Below are 20,370 nucleotides of genomic sequence, written 5' to 3'. Positions count from 1 at the left end.
TTAGTTGACAATGTAAGTATACACATTTCTTGCCAGCTTACCATCTGAGTTTATTCCCTCCACTACTACCCTGTATGTACCAGGTAAATCGGTATTGAAATAAGTGAAAGTACCTTTTCCTGTAGGGTCTGTTACCACATGTGGATTCCAGTATACCGTGGTTCTCAAGTCCGGTCTGTTGTCTGTTTCTCCAGGAGTATGTTTAGGGGAATAGAATTGCCTGATTTGATGATAGCCTTTCGGTGCATAGGTAACAATTCCCGGAGCATAGGTATTGTAGCTGTAGTTGCCCCCACCTCTTTTTGTGGTAATGATGAGTACACCACCTCCGCCTCTTGACCCATACATTGCCGTATAACCAATACTTTTTAGTACTTCAATGGTTTCGATGTCTTGTATGTTAATATTGTCAATAAAATCGGATTCCACATTCACGCCATCTACTACAACCTGCATTGGTGTTTGCATACTACGCATTAAATAGGGAACGCCATTTTGGAAAATTAGGCCAGCTACCCTTCCCTGCAGGCATTGTGAAAGTGTAACACAGGTGCCCAATTGGTCGGCTTTAATCACTGCATCTGCATTACCGGCACCATTCAGGTTGTTAGAATTGGGTGCCTGGTTTTTGGTTTGCACAATATCAACTTGTTTTAATTGTATGGTACGTTCAAGCATACCACGGCGGGTCAATTCGTCAAAATAGCTCTCGCTTTTTTTAATATAAGCTGATAATGCTTCATTTACATTGATTTCTACATCACCGGTGTTTTTGTTTGTAGTTACAAACTGTCCGGGTGTATTGTCCAGTTTAATTTCCACCCACTTCTTGTTTTTTGCCGTTCTTGCCTGTACTACAAATTTGGTGCTGTCGTTAAAAATCATGTCATCAAAACTAAAGCGTCCGTTAACATCTGTTACGGTATCAATTGCGAAAAAACCACCTGAAGAAGAGAATAAGGATACCTTGCCCAGCGGAATAGGTTTGCCTCCCTCTGTAGTTATTGTACCACTAATTTTTAAATACTTTTCTGGTTCAAAAGTCTTCACCGGCGGCACGTTTCCAATGATGTTTTTCCATAAAAACCTACGCCATCCTTGTGTAAGCATCAGGTTGTCCAATTCCTGATCCGCTTCAGGGTTTTCATTTAAAAAGTAGTGGTTGGGTTTTTCCACGTAACCAGCCAGATCGGATGTAAGCAGAAGCGAGGTGTAAATATTACTTTCATTATCCAGGTCTGGACTTACTGTCGAGGTATTGGTTACTGAAACGGAAAAACTACCTTGCGTTGGAAGGCCGTTTGCCAGTGAGGTGATGGTAAAATCTGCACTTTCGCGTTTGGCATAGGTCTTTTTGTTACTGCTTACAGTTGTATTCATCATCACCACTGGGTTATCGTTGAATACCAGGCGCTCGGCAGCAGGTAAATTGTCAGGGCCAAATAGCGTAAATTGTACAATTCCGGCAGGCAAGTCCTTTTTAGGGATTGTGGCCGATACAATTTGTTTCTCAGTTTTTGCTTTTGAAACAAAGTAAATATTCCCGTTACTCTGGGCCACCAGTCTGAGTTCTCCCTTACTTAGCAAGCCCGGACTAATTAAGATTTTTACATTTACCTTGCTGGTGTCTCTATTGTTAATGGAAACTACATAGCCATTGGGCTGTGCTTTAGGTAAGGCCACTTTTTGTTCAGAGCCGTCAGGATAACTAATTACGGCAGTATATGTCTTTTCAGGCTGCGGGTTCAGGATAAAATTGCCCATCCCAAGATAAGTTGAATTGAACCGGGTAATTTCGGTGCCTTCATTGTCCAGCACTGTACCCTTTACGGTTACACCAAGGCCATCTGCTCCAACAGCTTTAAAAGCTACTTTTGAAGGAAGGTTTTCTACCAGATTGCCCCCTTCAGGAAAAAATTGTGTGTCGGATGTTGCTGAAGTAGATTTTAATGGGATTGTTTTTGTTACCTTCTGCTTGTCAGGCAATGTAATAACGGCCAGGACTTTGCCAGAAAGGGGTTCCGGCTGGCTGGCATTGGTAAAGTTAAAGGCAATTTCACCATTATTACCCGTCTTTCCCTTGCCTTTGAAGGTAGATTTTGCAGGTGTTTTTGAATTGAGCTGCACTTCATAACTAACATCATTCCCAATAAAAGGAAGGCCTCTTTTATCTGTAAATTTTATAGTGGCATTTACCTTATCTGTTGTGTTTTCTTTGCTAAACTGATAAGTCGTATTGGTGAATACTTTATTCGCCCAGGAATTGCCAATCTTTATGGTCTTGTCAAAAAAGAACTCCGGGCCTGCATTTCTCATCAGCTGGGTATATGCCCTGATGCGGTAATTTCCCTCATTTAAGGAATCTGTGAGTTTGAAATCACCCCAGGTAACCCCACCCATTAAAGGCAGCTTAAGCTGTTTTTTTAAAGAATCTCTTTCGTTAATCAGCTCCACGTATAAAATTCCACTCAGTAAAGAAGGCTTGGAATCTCTTGTGTCTATCACATAAGCTTTAAACCAAATGTCATCTCCTACAGCGTAATAAGGCTTATCGAGGTGCAGGTGAACTTTCTCCTGCAAATTGGCATTGGTATACGTCTCGAGTTTTTTTAATAAGGCCGCAAGCGGGTCATCATCTATTTTAAACGCTGCAAATGCAGTGGTAAGTAACAATATACACAGGTAGAGGGTTATTTTTGGTTTCATTAGGTTGGCGCTTAAATTGCGCGGTTAAGGTATAGATTATCAAGCTATAAAACAATAATGGAATTAACTGAAATGTAACTTTTACACTATGTAGTGGTAAGTAAATTACAAGGCATAGCTTTAAATAAATTTTACAGCAGGTAAGTATTTAAAATGCTTCCTCCTTCTTGCCACCTGCACTGAAATGTATACTACTAACTTAAAAAGATTAGAATTTATTCTTCCACATCATGCTTTCTACAGGTTTAGTGGTTTTATTGCTGTATTTAGCGTCTTTTTTAGTGTTGTATAAATTTGCGATGTCACCTTCTACCATAAAGTAAATCAGCTGACCAATGGGCATGCCCGCATAAATCCGAACTGGTTGTGCACAGGAAATTTCAAGCGTCCAGGTATTACAAAATCCTACGTCGCCTTTACCGGCAGTGGCATGAATATCAATACCCAATCTTCCGGTACTGGATTTTCCTTCCAAAAAAGGAATATGGGCATGTGTTTCGGTATATTCCAGTGTAACACCCAGGTATAAAGTACCCGGCTGCAATACAAAACCTTCCTTCGGGATTTCAAAATGTGTAATGGTATTGTGTGCTTTTGCATCAAGCACCCTGTCTTTATAGGTAGCCAAATACTTGCCCAAATGAACATCATAAGAGTTTGTGCCTAAACAATCAGCATTAAATGGTTCTATAATGATGGTGCCTTTTTCAATCTCGGCCAGTATTCGCTTGTCAGAAAGTATCATTTTTAAGTATTTGGGCTAAATTATGATTAATTTAAGATACTTTTGCATTGATTTTTAAAATAGGCATGCCTGTAGTTTTTAATAAAAATATTGATAACCACACCATACTCTCTGTATGGAAAATCGAAGAAAGTGAAGAACTTTTACTGGCAGGATTACAACTAAAACAGCACGAGCTTGATTACCTGGCTTCTTTAAATAACGGGAAGCGCATGCTGCACTGGCTAAGTACCCGTTTACTGCTAAGAACCATGCTCAATACAGCAGATTATATAGACTGCAGGATGGACGAACATGGCAAGCCGTACCTGGTAAATAGTCCTTTAAAAATTTCTTTAAGTCATTCTTATGATTATGCCGCGGTGATGATTGGACAAGAAGATGTTGGGGTAGATATAGAACAGGTTAAAACTAAAATTCACCGGATACAACAAAAGTTCCTTTCGCCTCCCGAACTCGCTTTGCCAAATGTAAAAGACAATACACAAGGATTGTATGCCTGCTGGTGTGCCAAAGAGGCGGTATATAAATGGTATGGAAAAAAAGGGTTGGAATTTAAAAGGGATATCCATATCCAGGAGTTTGAATTGAGCAATGAAGGTTATATGCAGGTGTTGGTTGATTTGCCGGAGGGTACAAAAAGTCTGAATGTAAATTATTTTAATACAATAGAAGGGTACATGCTTGGCTATGTAGCCGGTTAAATGGTAATCATGAACAAACGCGTTGAATTTATAGATTGGGGGTTGATAGATTACCAGCAGGCATGGGATCAGCAGGATACTGTATTTAACAGTACTGTGGCTTTAAAAATCCAAAATCGCACCGATGGAAGCAACCTTGCTACGCCCAACTATCTTATTTTTTGTGAGCACCCCCATGTTTATACACTTGGCAAGAGTGGTCACCAGGATAATCTCCTGCTAAATGAGGAAGGGCTTAGAGAAAAGGGAGCAACTTACCACAAAATAAACCGTGGGGGCGATATTACCTATCATGGGCCTGGGCAATTGGTTGGCTATCCTATATTGGATCTCGATAACTTTTTTACAGATATTCATTTATACCTGCGTACACTGGAAGAAGCAGTAATCTTAACACTTAAAGATTTCGGTATCCAGGCTGGTCGTTATCCGGGATTTACTGGTGTTTGGCTTGATGCTGATAACGTGAATGCACGTAAAATCTGTGCTTTGGGTGTGCGTTGCAGCAGATGGGTTACCATGCATGGTTTTGCACTTAATGTAAATGCCAATCTGGAGTATTTTAAAAATATAGTGCCTTGCGGCATCGACGATAAAGACGTGACTACCATGGAGCGCGAGCTTGGGTATGCTGTGGATATGGACCAGGTTAAAGAGAAGTTAAAGAACCATATTGCCGTGCTGTTTAATATGGAACTGGAACTACCTGAGCCGCTTTCGGAGCCAGTGCACAGCTATCTTGCATTGGGAGATTCTTATACTATTGGAGAGGCGGTGGACCAGGAACTTAGTTTTCCTTATCAACTGGCCACAGTACTAAAAACCAATGGTATTCGTGTTGCTGAACCCAGGGTTATTGCAAAAACAGGCTGGACCACAGATGAGTTAAAGGTTGCTGTTTCTGAGGCTCAAATTTCTGGAAATTATAGTTTTGTGACCTTGCTTATTGGTGTAAATAACCAATACCGCGGTTACTCTCCGGATGTATACCGTAAAGAATTTAAGGAGTTGTTGTCGGCTGCCATTGGTTTCGCCGGGGGGCATACAAACAGGGTGTTTGTAGTGTCTATACCCGACTGGGGTGCTACTTCTTTTGGAAAGGAAAGTGGTAAGGATGTTCATTTGATCGCAGAAGAAATAGATCAGTTTAATGCGATAAATAAAGAAGAAACGCTTTCTGCGGGTGTACATTATACAGACATTACACCGGCATCAAGACTGGCGGCCACAGATGCTGCATTAACTGCTATTGATGGTTTACATCCTTCTGGAAAAATGTATAGCAATTGGGTTGATGCGCTGGTTGGTCCTGTGGCTAAGCTCTTGAAGTAATGTAATTATAGTCTTTAATAACCGTTTGTAAAAAAGCAAGTTCATTCATTCCTTCGGGCAATTCGGTACTTAGTAGCTCAGCAACTCTGGCCGCAGTAACGTAAATCAAATCTGGGTTTCGCGTTTTATAATAGGTAAACAGAACTTCATGTACCAGCGAAATATCCTGATCGTTCAAGACATCCGGGTTGCTAAATACAGGAATATAGTTTTCGTCGGTATGGAAAGCAATGTGTTCTATTTTAGTTTGAGGCACAGTTTTAATGAGTGTTGTGCCGGCTACAATGTCTCCTACACGTTGCTTTTTATCCGTCATTACTATAGTTGTTATGCCAATAACCCCGGTAGTATATACATCTAATATTCTGAACAACCAGCGTATTGCAAATTGACCCAGGCCCGGTTGCCCGCCGTCAAGACTAATTACTTTAATTTTAAGGATCTTTTTTCCAACACTCTGCCCATTCATAAAGATTTCGCAAAGCAAACTGTAAAAAATAAAACAGGAGGCATAGATAACTACCAATACTATGATTACCGTTTCGTCTTTTTGCCCTATGCTTAGCGCGATTAATACGCCCAGGAAGTATAAAATCCAGAATATGCCAAGGTCAATAGAGCTTGCGGCCAGGCGTTCTCCAATTCCGGCAACAGGATAATTTATTGCCACATGCTGACTAGTATTTACGGTTACGGTTTCCATTGTTGGTAAATATAGCACAGATGATTAGTTTTTTATTGTAAAATTGTTTTTTGTTCCTATTTTAACGGAAATTTTGTTAACGCCCTATGAAATTAAGTTTAACGGCTATCCTTTTATGAGAGAATCATTGTTTGTGAAACAAAATTCTGCAAAATGGAAGGAGTTTGAGCAATTGCAGACCAGCAATCCTGATGAACTGGCTGATCGTTTCATCGATATTACAAATGATTTGGCCTATGCCAAAACATTCTATCCCGATTCTAAAACCACCTCATACCTTAATGGTATCGCTTCTCTTTTGCATCAAAGCATTTATAAGAATAAAAAAGAAAGCAGTGGCCGTTTTGTAGATTTCTGGGCAGCGGAATTGCCTTTGCTCTTTTGCCGATATCGAAAACAACTTTTATATTCTTTTTTGTTCTTCAGCATATTTGCGGCTATAGGCGTTATTTCAGCAAAATATAACGATGCTTTTGTGCGCCTGATTATGGGGAATGAATACGTGAACATGACCAATCAAAACATTGCAAAAGGAGATCCTTTTGGCGTTTACAAAAGGCAAAATGAATTGCAGATGTTTCTGAGGATTGCTTTTAATAACATCATGGTTACTTTCATTTTGTTTATGAGTGGCGTTTTCTTTGCTGTGGGGCCAGTTTTTTACCTCATGAAGAATGCCATTATGTTGGGCTCATTTCAATATTATTTTTTTAGTAAAGGATTGGGGATGCAGTCTGTCCTGGTCATCTGGATCCATGGTACATTAGAAATTTCTGCCATTATTATTGCCGGGGCTGCAGGATTAGTATTGGGTCATGGCATGCTTTTCCCCCGTACGTATACGCGAATGCAAGCTTTTAGAAACAGTGCAAAGGACGGAACAAAAATCGCATTTGGAGTAGTGCCTTTTCTTATTGTCGCCGCCTTTTTTGAGGGCTTTGTAACCCGTCATACAGAAATGCCGGTTTGGCTAAGTGTAACTATCCTGGCCTCCTCCCTTGCGTTTGTAATTTGGTATGTAATTCTTTATCCGCAAAAATTTAAAACACGATAACCTTATGGCTGTGCTGCTTGAATTTAGAAAAATCAGAGAGTTTGGAGAGATCATTGATGATTCTTTCGCTTTCCTTAAACAAAACTTTAAACCGCTGATGAAAGCTTTGGTCTATCTATGTGGATTTTTTATTCTGGCAGGAATAGTGATCAGTGTAATGAGCGAGCTGGCAGTGGTAAATGAAATTGCTAAAAATACCGAGTACAGTGAACGTTCTGTGGCGCTTACAACCATCAATAAGGTACTGACCTGCGTGCTTACGCTTCTAACTTACACCGCAGTTACCGCATGCGTAATGAGTTATATTGCCTTATATGTAGAAAAAGGTAATGTGCCCCCGGCTATTGACGAGGTTTGGGCTTATTTTAAATATTATTATTTGAGAGTACTTGTAGCCGCTTTGCTGGTTGGATTCTTTATGGTGGTTTGTTTTGTATTTCTGCTCCTCCCGGGAATCTATGTTTTTCCTGTAATGTCCCTGTTTTTTCCTGTTATGATTTTTGAAAATGCAAGTGCCGGATATAGTTTTAGCAGGGCTTTCAAGTTAATAAAGGATCAATGGTGGATTACCGCAGGTACTATTCTTGTCATGTATGTGATTACCTATCTGTTTACTTTACTTGCTGTGCTGCCTGCCATATTGGTTGGTTTTATGAGCGGGTTTATGCAGGCCGAGAGCGCAAAAACCATAGTGGTTGTGGTTACTGCCATTGCGCAGTACTTATGTTTCTTAATGTACGTCTTGCCTTTAATAGGCGCTTCCTTTTGTTATTTTAACCTGCAGGAGCGTCTGGAAAGTACAGGGTTATTACAACGAATAGCTGATATGGGTAAGCATACTGGGGCAGTACGATCTAATTCAATTCAGGAAGAGTATTGATGAGGTATTTGCTCCGCATATTTTTTACGCTGTTTGTCTTTTTACCGGGTGCCATAAGCGCTGCCCAAAAGGATACTGCTGGTATCGTATTGCATTCCAAACCTGCAGTGCTAAAGCTGGACAGCACTGTGCTGGCACCAGCTAAATTTAATGCAGCAGCGTTAGAAAGGTATAGCAAGGATAAAGCATTTATTTATGATGATGTAGTTGCTCCGCAGGTTAGCTGGTGGGATAAATTCTGGGCAACCATTTGGGCGATCATCAGAAGTATATTTGGTGATGGCCCTACAGAAATGCCTCATAAAGATACCCGTCCACTAAGGTATATCTTAATGGGTGTTCTTATCGTTGCTGTTGTTTTTATTGTAATGAAGTTTAAAGGGATAGATTTTAGACTTTTTGCAGGTCGCTCTGCAGCTGTTGCCGTTCCCTACTATGAAAATGCAGAAGATATTCATGCACTAAGTTTTGATGATGAAATTGCGCTTGCCCTGGAGCAAAAGAATTACAGGCTGGCGGTAAGGTTATTGTATTTGCAAACCTTAAAATATTTAAATGATCAGGGAATGATTCACTGGCAGCCAGAAAAAACGAATGAAATGTACGTAAACGAGGTTCAGGATGTGCAGCGGAAAACTGTGTTTAAAAGGCTGACCAGGCAATTTGAATACATTTGGTATGGTGATTTTGCCATTGATGAAGAACGCTATGACAAGCTAAGCCGTTCTTTTAAACAGTTCAACGCCAGAAGCTGATGAAAGGATTTAAACTTTATCTTTGGATAAGCGGGCTCTTGCTGTTACTTTATGTGCTGGCACAGTACTATAAGCCTAAGCCTACCAACTGGCAACCAAGTTATTTAAAAGAGGATAAAATTCCTTTTGGTTTATATATACTACAGCAACAAATAAAGGACGTGCTGCCAGGTGTGCAAATTGAATATGCGGAAGAGAATATTTCCCATACCCTCAACGGACGTAAATTTACAAATGCCACTTATTTAATAGTAGGCGGCACAGTAGAGCTCAGTAATGCCGACTATGTGGAATTAAAGCGTTTTATGGAAGCTGGTAATAGCGTATTTATGGCCACATTTGACATTCAAGGGGTTTTAAAACGTAGTTTGAAATTGCGTTCAGGTGCGTATTACACTTCCCGGGATAAAAAAAGTGTTCCAATAAATTTTGTAAGCCCTTCAGCCCGTACAGAATATCCTTATACCTTTGGTAAAGGATTGGGAGATCAGTTTTTTGGAGAACTTGATACAGCCAAAGCCATTGTGCTTGGTAAAAATGAAAATGGCGAAACTAATTTTGTGAAATATCCTTTCGGTAAAGGTGCACTGTATGTTCTGCCTAATCCTCAACTGTTATGTAATTACAGCCTGCTCAATCCAGATGGAGCAGAATATGCTGCTAAGGCACTTTCTTACGTGTTGCCTTGCCAAAAGTTGATCTGGGATGAACACCATCTCAAAAATGAACAGGATACAAAAAGCCCCTTGTCGGTTATTTTTAAGTACGATGCCCTGCGATGGGCATACTACCTGGCCTTAGCAGGAATTTTGCTGTTTGTAGGATTTGAAATGAAAAGGAGGCAACGCATTATTCCTGTTCTGGAACCTTTACAAAATTCGTCTGTAGAATTTGTAAACGTTGTGGGTAGGGTATATTACCAACAGCGTAACAATACAGATATTTCCCTGAAGAAGATTAACTACTTCCTGGAATTCATAAGGGCCCGGTATCATCTAAAAACAACAGTAGTTGATAAAGAACTGGAAGCATTACTGGCTACCCGTTCTGGAATTCCGGCAAGCCAGATCAGCGCAGTTTTTTACAGCATTAAGACCATACAAAATACAGGGCAGGTAACCGATGCCCAGCTCATTGAACTGAATAAATTAATTGAACAATTTTATCAAAAAGCCCAATAATATGGACGAGGAAATATTTAACGAAAGAACAGACTTAAGCACACTTAATACTGCTGTTGAGCAGATCAGGGAAAGTTTGGGTAGCATCATAATTGGTCAGAAAGACCTGATTGATTTCCTGATTGCGGGCTTGCTGGCAGATGGACATATTTTGATTGAAGGACTGCCTGGCGTAGCCAAAACCTTAAGTGCGAAACTCGTTGCAAAAAGTATAGATGCTTCTTTTTCCAGGATCCAGTTTACCCCGGATTTAATGCCTTCGGATGTTTTAGGTACTTCTGTTTTTGACCCAAGAACTTCCAGCTTTGATTATAGGAAGGGCCCTATTTTTGGAAACATTGTTTTAATTGATGAGATTAACCGGGCACCGGCAAAAACACAAAGTGCTTTATTTGAGGTAATGGAAGAAAGGCAAATTACAGTGGATGGCCATACCTACACGATGGATGAGCCCTTTATGGTATTGGCTACTCAAAATCCGATAGAGCAGGAAGGTACATACCGACTGCCTGAAGCACAACTTGACCGTTTTCTTTTTAAAATTGAGGTAAAATATCCTACGTTAGAAGAAGAAACCACAATATTGCTGAACCAGCACCAGCAGCGTTTGGATGTGTCTTTGCAGGAGGTTAAACCTGTGCTCAGTGTAGATCAAATTAAGACTTGTCGTAAACTGATTAAGGCACTATATGTAGAGCCTAAACTGGTTGCTTATGTGGCGCAGATTGTTCATGAGACCAGAAATAATAAATCTTTGTATTTGGGTGCTTCTCCGAGGGCATCATTGGCAATTTTGAATGCTTCAAAAGCTTTTGCCGCAATGCAGGGACGTGATTTTGTTACGCCCGAAGATGTAATTAAAGTTGCGGTTCCGGTACTGGCCCACCGTATTATGCTTACACCGGATAAAGAAATGGAAGGAGCCACAGCAAGTGATGTGGTGGCCCAGATTTTACAAAAAATCGAAATACCAAGATAGTTTATATCAATGGCAAAATTAATAGACAAAATCTATATAGATGTTTTTCCGGGTAAGTGGCTGTTCATTGCCATTGCATTTTGTGCAGTGCTGTTCCTGCTGTCCTTCTTTTTTACCTGGCTTGGCGATCTTCCTTACCTCGCTCTGGGTGCATTGATTTTGTTGGTTATGCTAGATCTTGTGTTGTTATATGGAACTAAAACCGGTATTTTCCTTAGGCGTCATCTCCCTGAGCGCTTAAGTAATGGAGATGATAATGAGCTAAGTATTTATATTGAAAATTTCTATAATTTTCCGGTTTCTGTAGGGATTATCGATGAAATTCCTTTTCAGTTTCAACGGCGTGACATTTGGTTTAAAACAGCCCTGCCTTCCAGAAGAAATAAAACGATCAGCTATACCTTGCGGCCAGTTAAAAGAGGCGAGTATAATTTTGGGCAAGTACGTGTTTACATCAATTCTCCTCTGGGTTTAGTTGCCAGACGTTTCAATTTTGAAGGCCAAAAAATGGTGAAGGTCTATCCCTCATTTTTGCATTTGCGTAAGTATGAGCTAATGGCCATTTCAAACCGGATTAATGAAATTGGCATAAAAAAAATCAGACGTATAGGTCACAGTATGGAATTTGATCAGGTAAAGAATTATGTTCCGGGCGATGATTACCGTACGCTAAACTGGAAAGCTACTGCCAGGAGAGGCGAACTGATGGTCAATTCTTATACGGATGAGAAGGCGCAACATGTTTATTGTGTAATAGACAAATCAAGAGTAATGAAAATGCCTTTTGAGGGAATGAGTTTGCTGGATTATGCAATTAATGCAAGTTTGGTGCTCAGCAATATTGCATTGGTTAAAGATGATAAAGCAGGACTAATTACAGTTGCAGAAACGATTGGAAGTATCCTGCCTTCAGATAGAAAGCCCGCTCAGCTGGGAAAAATGGCAGAGCTGCTGTACAAAGAAAAGACGAGGTATCTGGAAACAAATATGGAAGCCTTATACCTCAGCATCAGAAGCACTTTAAAGCAGAGAAGCCTTGTGGTGTTCTTCACTAATTTTGAAAGTATGTCTGCCTTAAACCGTCAACTTCCATTTTTAAAGCGCATTGCTAAATTCCACTTGCTACTGCTGGTATTCTTTGAAAATACTGAACTCAAAACATTAACAGAAACCCCTGCCGCTGATGTTGAAGGCATTTACGTTAAAACTATAGCAGAGAAATTTGCCTACGAAAAGAAATTAATGGTAAAGGAACTGGCTAAACATGGAATAATGAGTGTATTAAGTCCACCGGATCAGTTAAATGTAAACGTCATTAACCGTTACCTTGCCATTAAAGCCCAGCAAAAAATCTAGCACTCTGGTAAACTGATTGGGATATTGGTTGCCAGACCACCGTCAGAAGTTTCTTTATATTTAGAGTTCATGTCCAGCGCTGTTTCCCACATGGTATTTACCACCGCACCCAAACTTACTTTTGCCTTATCGGGATTGCTCTGCAGGGCAAGTTGGGAGGCCGTAATGGCTTTAATGGCGCCCATCGTATTTCTTTCGATACATGGGATTTGCACAAGGCCACCAATAGGGTCGCAGGTTAAACCAAGGTGATGTTCCATAGCAATCTCAGCCGCCATCATTACCTGTCTTTGAGAGCCGCCTAGGCATTCGGTAAGCGCCGCCGCAGCCATTGCAGATGATACACCTATTTCTGCCTGACAGCCCCCCATGGCCGCAGAGATGGTTGCGCCCTTTTTAAAAATGCTGCCAATTTCAGATGCGCATGCTACAAATTGAATGATCTTATCCTCTGTAAATCCATCACAAAAGGCAATGTAATATTGCAATACCGCAGGAATTACCCCCGCTGCGCCATTTGTTGGCGCCGTTACTACCCTTCCAAAAGAAGCATTTTCCTCATTTACGGCTAGCGCAAAGCAACTTACCCAGTCTAGTGTGTAATTAAAGCTATTGCCGCCTTCTCTGATGGCTTCGATCCAGCTTTTATAATCGCTATAGGTCCTTGAACCTATTAGCCTTTTATTTAATGCTGCTGCCCTTCGGGCAACATTTAAACCTCCCGGCAAAAACCCACCTTCATGACAACCTCTAAAAGTGCAGTCCTGCATCACTTTAAAGTGCTGCATAATCCCACTTCTTGTTAAAGCTTCAGGTCGCCATGCCAGTTCATTCTCCATCACTACTTCAGATACCTTAAGACCAGTAGTAAGGCACCAATGTAGTAAATCACCGGCAACTTCTACTGGGAAGGGTAGTTCAACCTGTACTTTGTCATTATCCGTATCTCCCTCTTTTACCACAAAACCACCTCCAATAGAATAATAAGTTTCAGAAAAAGCATGGCCAGTACTTAAAAAGGCCTGAAAGGTAACTGCATTTGGGTGAAAGGGGAGACTTTCATTGTATAAGAAGATCAGGTCTTCAGAAAAATTAAAGCTGATGTTATTTGTACCAGCCAACACGAGTTGCTGCTCAGTTTTGATATTGGCAATGGTGCTGTCTATGCTGTTCACGTCAAATGTTACGGGGTCAGCACCTGTCATTCCAAGTAAAATGGCAATGTCTGTACCATGTCCAACGCCTGTTTTTGCCAATGAGCCATACAAAAGGATCTTCACTTGCCGCACATCATTTATTAGCCCGTTTTTTTGAAGCGATGCAGTAAATTGCTGTGCAGCCCTCCACGGACCTAAAGTATGTGAGCTTGAAGGGCCAATGCCGATCTTAAATATATCAAATACGGAGATTTGTTCCCTATGCATTGCACAAAGCTACAATTAATAGAAATGATAACACCGCAGCCCATTAAATTTTTCATAGTTATCACTATTTCTAAAGAACTTTTGGTAGCCTATGCTCGCTTCTGTTGTGCCGCTTGTATTGGTATAGTTTAATTTAGAGGTAGTGGCATCGTGACTTAAGCCTAAGCGTAGTTTTTCTCCGCTCCTGCTGCCGCCAAAAAGGTCAAAGATTACAGAAAGGACAATGGCATCAGGAGTATTTTGTCCCGCAGTCCGATACCATAACCCGGTGTTAACCCCACGGTATTTAAATTGCAGTCCGGCACTCACAGAGTGATATTGGTCCTGGCGGTAATAAACTACGGAAGGTATTAGGTAGGGACCGTCATCATCATTACCGTAGCCATAACTGTTGTAGCTTAAAGGGATGCGATAACTGGCATTGGTGGTAATGCGCATGGGTAGTTTGGCTTCTGCACCACTAAATGATTCGTTTGGTTTATTGATATGGTATACCGAAGCACCAATCATAAATGATCTGTATACCATATTGATGCCAGCTGCGGCATCGAAGAAATATTTGCTGCTTAAATTTGGATTTTCCGCTACAGAAATGCTTCCCGGAATGTAGCCTAATCGTGGGTCTATCTGATCAGCAAAAATAAGTTTATTCCAGTCTATATTGCGGTTGGTCATACCTGCCTGAACCCCGAATGATGTTACAAAATCATCATTCCCCACACTATATGAATAGGTTGCTGCAATGTTATTTTTTACAAGGTATGCTGTACCTTCACTGCTGCGGTTAAAAATAAGTCCAACCCCACCGCCAAAACTCGGGATGTTGATGTCGGCAGAGGCACTCATATAGTTGAGGTTTTCTCCAAGGCCCGACCATTGGTTTCGGTAAATGAGGTTCATTCTGATGTCGCCTTCAAACTGGCCGGTGAGCGAAGGGTTAAGGTAAAGTGGCTCATTAAAAAATTGTGAATAGATATGATCCTGCGCCCTGGCCTGTAACAGGAACAGGCAGGTTATCATCATCGATGGGAAGCTCCATCTTTTAACTCTTTTTAAGGCGCCCATCATTACCGTATTAAATTAATTATGCCCGTACGTTTGGGTGCCGAACCATTAAAACTCATTCCTGTCCAGGGAATGCCATTTTCCATTTGTACGTCTATTTTCCAATAATAAACGCCTTGTTGTACTGGCGTACCCCTAAAGGTTCCGTCCCAGCCTTCGGCAGGGCGGCCATTTTCCAGTTTGGTGGTCTCCCAAAGTACCTCGCCCCATTTGTTAAATATAGTCATTCTCCAGGATGAAATACCAGAACCTTTTGCTTTAAATTCCCTCAAAGCTGGTGTAGAACTGGCAGGAATAAAGGAATTTGGCACAAAAACATAACCGGGTATACCTGTAATACGTACAGTTTTAGTAACGGTAGCTGTGCAGCCTGTAGCATTCTCCACTTTTAATTTTACCTGATAACTTCCCGTATCTGCATACGTATGCGCCGGGTTTTTTAAGACTGAGGTTACACTGCCATCTCCAAAATCCCATTCCCATTTTGTAGGGGTATTGGTACTCTCATCCTGGAAATTGAAAGTATAATTTGGGATGTTGATGACCGTGCCAGGAAGCACATTAAACTGTGCCAATGGGGCCGGCTGTATGCGGATGAGCTGAGAACGCTGAAGTACAGCAGGACAATTTTGATTATTTACCGCAGTAAGTGTTACCGTATAAAATTCTTGTGTACCGCTATACACATGCGGAGGTGGGTTTCTCAGTGTAGATTGTGTACCATCTCCAAAATCCCAGGTGTAAGCTGCCGCTCCTGTAGTGTTGTTGGTAAAACGAACGGTTAAACCAGGGCAGCCACTGGTCAAATCCGGTTCAAAAGCAACATTTGGCTGCGCATATACGGTAACGCCCAGCGTTTTGGAAATACCGGTAGGTGTACAGGAATTAAAGGCTGTAACTGTAATGGTATAATTACCCCCGCTGGTGTAAGTATGTGGTGGTGGAGGAAGTGATGTGGGTCCAATGACCTCGCTGCCATCCCCAAAATCATAAGTATATTGGGTAGCGCCAAAAGAGTTGTTGCGCAGATTTACCACGTGCGGTGCGCAGCCCTGCAGTTCCGGGCCATCTACAGCCATTTGCACATTAATGGTTTGTGGGGAAACTAAAATGGTAGCCTGGTTAGACGCCGGATTGCCGCCGCAGGAATTGCTGGCCGACATCGACACTATAAATGAGCGGTTGGTAGTGCCATTGTTAAAATAAGTGTGTTGCACGGTATCTTTTGTAGTTACAGTTCTTAAAGCTGAGCCATCCCCAAAGTTAATCACATAGGTATTTGTTTCTCCTGCCGTAGTGTTGGTAAAAGTAACCAGCATTGGTGCGCAGCCAGTGGTTCTGTCCGGTGTTAAACGCGGCACAGGTTTTACCTTAATGCTGATGTTCTGTTCTGGAGTTGTACTGGTTCCACAAATGGTAGTTACGGTAAGTTTAACTTTGTAAATAAGGTCATTTCCGGCAGGATCTGCAGGATAGGGATGAGGAGCTGGGTTCCTTTGCGTTGACGCTGGACTTCCGTCACCAAAATCCCAGGAATAGGTTGCGCCTGCTATATCAGGTGTGGTATTTGTAAAAGTTACCGTTGTTGCGCCACAGCCCGAAGTTGTACTGGGTGTAAAGGAAGCTACAATATTTTGGCGGGTTGTAAAATCACGGCTGAGTTCGGCAATAGCACAACCCAGACTGCTGGTTACCTGTAATTTAATACTTACGGTTCTATTGTTGTCGGTAATTGTATATCCTGGGAAGGCTACTCCTGTGCCAATTGATACCCCATTTGCGTACCAGGTGTAGGTGTCATTGCGGTCTGGATAAGCAGTTGCCGTAATATTTTGGGCGTCTAGTGTAAAAGGTGCGCAGCTGATGTAAGTTGAAGCAGTAAACTCAGCACGCGCATCTGGGTTCACCGTGATGACAATATTGTTACTGATGCTTTGCAGCCCTCCGGCGCATTGTGCACTGCTTACCAATCTTCGGTAGGTCGTAGTAGTGCTTAATGCAGGCGGGGCAAAGTTAATGGCGGTAGCCCCGTCAATATTTACCCAGGTAATTCCATTATCCATACTCCGTTGCCATTGATAAATGAAATTGCCATCAGCTCCCGCAGGTACACTTCCGGTAAAAGCCACAGGTGTGTTACCTGTACAAATTGTTTGTGCATCGTTAATGCTGTTGTTACTAATAGCAGGTAATATGGTTATGGTTGTTGGTGTTGAAGGTACAGCCGCACAGTTTCCACTTTTTACAATCGCGCGAAATTGGGTACTCACAGTCAAGTTGCTATAAGCATAACTACTGGTCATTGCCGCAATACTTTGCCAGGTAAGACCATTGTCTACAGAGCTTTCCCAGCTGATCACAGCACCGGTTTGTCCGCTCAGGTCAATCACGCCCGCATTACTTCCGGCGCATAGGGTAGTGGCCCCTGTGGTAGTGCCTCCTATACTGGCCTGACTTACTGTAATGGTTACATCATCAACTGAAGCGGTACAGCCAAAAGCACTGCTAATCGTCCACCTAAAGGTATAAGACTGTCCGGCTTGCAATCCGCTTACCTGTGTATTATACTGTATATCATCCCCAAAAGTAATACCACTTTGTCCGGAGATCAGTGTCCATTTTCCTGTGCCTACTGTTGGGTTGTTTCCATTCAAGATGTAGGTAGAAGAAATACAAATACTTTCATCAAGCCCGGCATTCGCTACCGTTACAGAGGGCACTATGGTAATGGTAGTACTAACTGCTGTGCCAGTACAATTATTTGCAGATATCGGGGTGATGGTATAGGTTACTGTACCTGCCGTTGTCCCACTGTTAAAAAGCACGTCATTAATTGCGCTGGTCACCGTGGGTAGTGTTCCAGTACTGTTCCCGGTGATGCTGCCAGTTATGGTACTTGTCCAGGTGTACCTGATATTGCTCAGGTTAGCACTTAAGGCAATGGCTGTAGATTGATTGTTACAAATTGTACTGTTTGCTGGTGTTACGGTTACTACCGGATTTGGTGTAACGGTAACTACAAGCGTAAATGGAGCGCCAGTACAACCATCATTGGCCGGGGTAATTACATAAGTTACGGTAGCATTGTTCAGTGCATTTGTATTGGTTAGCATCTCAGTAATCATGTCGCCGCTACCAGAGCTGGCATAGCCACTGGCATTCGCAGTGCCAGTAGCGGTCCAGCTGTAGGTAGTTCCAACTACGCTGGATGTTATGGAATAGTTTAATGCCGTTCCGGTACAAATACTGACCATGTTGGGACTGGTAATGGCAATTTTGGGTTTAATGTTGATGCTAACGTCTTTATTGATCACATTACAAGGTTCTGCTAAAGAGGTCGTAACCCTGAGGGTTAAGGTAAGCATTCCGGCTTCACGTTCTGCAAGGGTAGGGGTATATATAGGGTTCAGCACATTTCTATTGGGATTAAATGTGCCGTTCCCGCCAATCCAGGCGGTGCTTGTTACCGTACCGGTAACGCTGCCGTTCAATTGTACCTGATCAGTAAAACAAATGGGCTGATTTGATGAAACGGTTACCTCAGGTGCTACGGTAAACTTTAATTCCTGACTATCGGTTGAGGTACCGCAATTGTTTTTATGGAATACGGTTACGGTATAGCTGTTATATTCCGTAAACTCTATCTCAGGATATTTTGAATTTGCATTGGTGCCACCTGTAAAAGCATAATTACCTCCTGTAACTGTCCAGGTATAGCTGTCTGCTAAATCCTGTTGCGTGCCGGTCAATATGGTTTTTGTAGAGGTAGCCGTCGGGTTAAAACTGTAAACTCCTTTGTTACACAATTCAATATCTGGAGCTAAAGTAGCTACCGGTGGGCCATTAATGACTATCGTTTGCTCTTCGGTACTCCGCATTCCGCAAGAGGCAGTAGTCACGGATAATTTTACCTTATAAATTCCAGGGCTATTAAAGTTGAATTCTGGTTCAGCACTGCTGGCACTTGTTCCTCCTGTATAGGTTACCGTGCCGCCTGTAACTGTCCACAGGTATGTATTATTTGGATTGCAATTGGCATCTATAATAGAGGTGTTGGTTGGTTTAATCATTCCCGGGGCGCAGGCGGTAATATCCGGATTACCAATAAAATTAAAGGAGGGCTGCGGTGCTGCCTGGATACAAATCTCTCTAAAGTCTTCACTTGGCTGGCAAATGTTGTCGATGTCGTTTTTTGAGACCAGCCTAATGGTGTGGATGCCGGGAGTAGAAAATCCAGGATGGGTGTAAGATTGTGCTGTACTTACTCTTACACCATCTATGTACCATTCATAAATCATTGATAGGGAACAATCGGCATTTGTTCCGGAGGTAGATTTGTTGGTGAAATTAATTGGCGTGTTGAGACATGCTGGCCTAATGGTTACAGGATCTATCAAGGCTACCGGCATGGTATAAATCTTGGGATAAATACTTACAGCAGCTGGTGCACTCTGGCAAAATGGATTGATGGATGTTGCAGACACATTGTAAGAGTTGGTAATGGTATTGCCATTGCCAAGATTTATGGGGGGCCTGCCACAAGAAGTTTGCTGATATGTATGATTTAAGATGCCATCGTTATTTAAAAGGGCACAATGGGTAATGATATCCGTTTTGTTATCCCCCCAGGTTATTCTGTAGGTTGTCCCTGGATAGTTTTCCTGAATCCCGCTTTCACCTGTTGTATTAATTTTATAGGCGATATCTGCCCCAAGCGTACTCCTGGGATCTATACAGCCAAAAGGTGAACCAAAGGATTGAATGTTAATTTTGGACTGGATATTTAACAACAAATAAGATTTGCTGGATTTGATAGTTGTTCCATTAACCAGTCGCTCTCCAGTAACGGTAACGGTATAATAGGTCTGGTCTATGCCTGTTAAGGCGTAAGTGCCATCGCCCAGAAGGGGATATTCTTGTGTTGTACCTGTTTTTTCATTTTTTAAGAACAGTTTTTGAACAGTAGGCGAAGAACTGTTGTTGACTAAATCCATGGATTTGTTATCACTTACCGCACTTCCGCACCAGCCAAAAACGGCACCAGCGGATAACACCTGACTTGGAGCAGAAGGATTTACGCCCACAAAAGGACCAGTTCCACTTACAAAATTGATGGTGCCTGGGTATTCGTAAACATTTGCAGGATTGGTGGTTCTAACCTGCAGTTTATAATTACTGCTCACTGCTGTTACAAGCTCAAAGCTTCCATTAATATGGGTAGAAAAAAAGCCGCTTAACGTTCCAATTCTGCGCTGGCCGGTGGTAAAGCTACCATTAGGCGCAGATAGCCATAGTTCAAAGGTGTTGTTTGCGGCAAGACAGGTCGTGTTACTTACAGTGATAGGTACAGAGATGGTGCTTGAATTTGCATAAGGACCGGGATCCACGGTGCCAAAGGTTACCTGTCCTCTTACCTGAAAGGTAAGCAGCATACTTAATAGTATAGCCAGGACAAATAATTTCTTCATTTGGCAGAATACCGGGAA

14 protein-coding genes and 1 pseudogene are annotated in these 20,370 nt (G+C 41.9%); 9 read left to right on the top strand and 6 right to left on the bottom strand.

Translation table 11 applies throughout. From position 1 onward, the window contains the following. Together LPB86_RS02220 and dcd are read right to left on the bottom strand one after the other, a co-directional pair. Positions 1-2,706 carry a carboxypeptidase-like regulatory domain-containing protein gene (locus LPB86_RS02220; RefSeq protein ID WP_230640911.1) on the bottom strand — a complete coding sequence of 902 codons (2,706 nt, stop codon included), beginning with the start codon at positions 2,704-2,706 and terminating at the stop codon, positions 1-3. Positions 2,707-2,914: 208 nt separating this feature from the next. Continuing rightward, the gene (dcd, locus tag LPB86_RS02215) at positions 2,915-3,451 is read right to left on the bottom strand and encodes a dCTP deaminase (RefSeq protein ID WP_230640910.1); all 537 of its coding nucleotides are present in this window, start codon (positions 3,449-3,451) and stop codon (positions 2,915-2,917) included. 65 nt (positions 3,452-3,516) lie between these two features. On the opposite strand from dcd, the gene LPB86_RS02210 reads away from it, so the two are divergent. From LPB86_RS02210 to LPB86_RS02200, 3 genes and pseudogenes are all read left to right on the top strand, one after another. Beyond that, positions 3,517-4,155 carry a 4'-phosphopantetheinyl transferase superfamily protein gene (locus LPB86_RS02210; protein WP_230640909.1) on the top strand — a complete coding sequence of 213 codons (639 nt, stop codon included), beginning with the start codon at positions 3,517-3,519 and terminating at the stop codon, positions 4,153-4,155. Positions 4,156-4,164: 9 nt separating this feature from the next. Continuing rightward, positions 4,165-4,854 (top strand): annotated as a pseudogene (gene lipB, locus LPB86_RS02205) (lipoyl(octanoyl) transferase LipB); the annotation flags it as partial. Further along, positions 4,846-5,487, top strand: coding sequence for a GDSL-type esterase/lipase family protein (locus LPB86_RS02200; protein ID WP_230644275.1), 642 nt, complete (start codon positions 4,846-4,848; stop codon positions 5,485-5,487). The pseudogene lipB and the gene LPB86_RS02200, both read left to right, overlap by 9 nt. Here LPB86_RS02200 and LPB86_RS02195 read toward each other — a convergent pair. Beyond that, positions 5,471-6,190 carry an RDD family protein gene (locus tag LPB86_RS02195; RefSeq protein ID WP_230640908.1) on the bottom strand — a complete coding sequence of 240 codons (720 nt, stop codon included), beginning with the start codon at positions 6,188-6,190 and terminating at the stop codon, positions 5,471-5,473. The two genes, LPB86_RS02200 and LPB86_RS02195, sit on opposite strands and share 17 nt — an antisense overlap. Before the next feature lie 115 nt (positions 6,191-6,305). Between LPB86_RS02195 and LPB86_RS02190 the strand changes: the two genes are divergently transcribed. From LPB86_RS02190 to LPB86_RS02165, 6 genes are read left to right on the top strand one after another with little or no spacing between them, the layout of a single operon-like run. Next, a complete protein-coding gene (locus tag LPB86_RS02190; protein WP_230640907.1) occupies positions 6,306-7,244 on the top strand; it encodes a stage II sporulation protein M in 939 nt (312 codons plus the stop codon). 4 nt (positions 7,245-7,248) lie between these two features. Then, positions 7,249-8,124: a hypothetical protein gene (locus tag LPB86_RS02185; protein ID WP_230640906.1), complete on the top strand. Its 876-nt coding sequence runs from the start codon at positions 7,249-7,251 to the stop codon at positions 8,122-8,124. Further along, the gene (locus LPB86_RS02180; protein ID WP_230640905.1) at positions 8,124-8,879 is read left to right on the top strand and encodes a DUF4129 domain-containing protein; all 756 of its coding nucleotides are present in this window, start codon (positions 8,124-8,126) and stop codon (positions 8,877-8,879) included. Before LPB86_RS02185 ends, LPB86_RS02180 begins: the two co-directional genes overlap by 1 nt. Next, positions 8,879-10,060: a DUF4350 domain-containing protein gene (locus tag LPB86_RS02175; RefSeq protein WP_230640904.1), complete on the top strand. Its 1,182-nt coding sequence runs from the start codon at positions 8,879-8,881 to the stop codon at positions 10,058-10,060. Before LPB86_RS02180 ends, LPB86_RS02175 begins: the two co-directional genes overlap by 1 nt. Before the next feature lies 1 nt (position 10,061). After that, on the top strand, positions 10,062-11,039 hold the full coding sequence (locus tag LPB86_RS02170) for a MoxR family ATPase (protein ID WP_230640903.1): 978 nt from the start codon (positions 10,062-10,064) through the stop codon (positions 11,037-11,039). A gap of 9 nt (positions 11,040-11,048) precedes the next feature. Next, the gene (locus LPB86_RS02165) at positions 11,049-12,395 is read left to right on the top strand and encodes a DUF58 domain-containing protein (protein WP_230640902.1); all 1,347 of its coding nucleotides are present in this window, start codon (positions 11,049-11,051) and stop codon (positions 12,393-12,395) included. Here the strand turns inward: LPB86_RS02165 and LPB86_RS02160 are convergent. Genes LPB86_RS02160 through LPB86_RS02150 form a run of 3 tightly spaced genes read right to left on the bottom strand, consistent with a single transcriptional unit; the run spans position 12,392 to position 20,352 of the window. Next, on the bottom strand, positions 12,392-13,819 hold the full coding sequence (locus tag LPB86_RS02160) for an L-serine ammonia-lyase (protein ID WP_230640901.1): 1,428 nt from the start codon (positions 13,817-13,819) through the stop codon (positions 12,392-12,394). The two genes, LPB86_RS02165 and LPB86_RS02160, sit on opposite strands and share 4 nt — an antisense overlap. Before the next feature lie 15 nt (positions 13,820-13,834). Further along, complete coding sequence (locus tag LPB86_RS02155) at positions 13,835-14,842, bottom strand: PorP/SprF family type IX secretion system membrane protein (RefSeq protein WP_230640900.1); 1,008 nt, start codon at positions 14,840-14,842, stop codon at positions 13,835-13,837. A 44-nt stretch (positions 14,843-14,886) separates the two neighbouring features. Further along, positions 14,887-20,352: a PKD domain-containing protein gene (locus LPB86_RS02150; protein WP_230640899.1), complete on the bottom strand. Its 5,466-nt coding sequence runs from the start codon at positions 20,350-20,352 to the stop codon at positions 14,887-14,889. Positions 20,353-20,370: the final 18 nt, after the last annotated feature.

This window comes from Pedobacter sp. MC2016-14, assembly GCF_020991475.1.
GTDB lineage: Bacteria > Bacteroidota > Bacteroidia > Sphingobacteriales > Sphingobacteriaceae > Pedobacter.
Note: the sequence above shows the minus strand (reverse complement) of the source record. Positions and strands in the feature narration are given on the sequence as shown.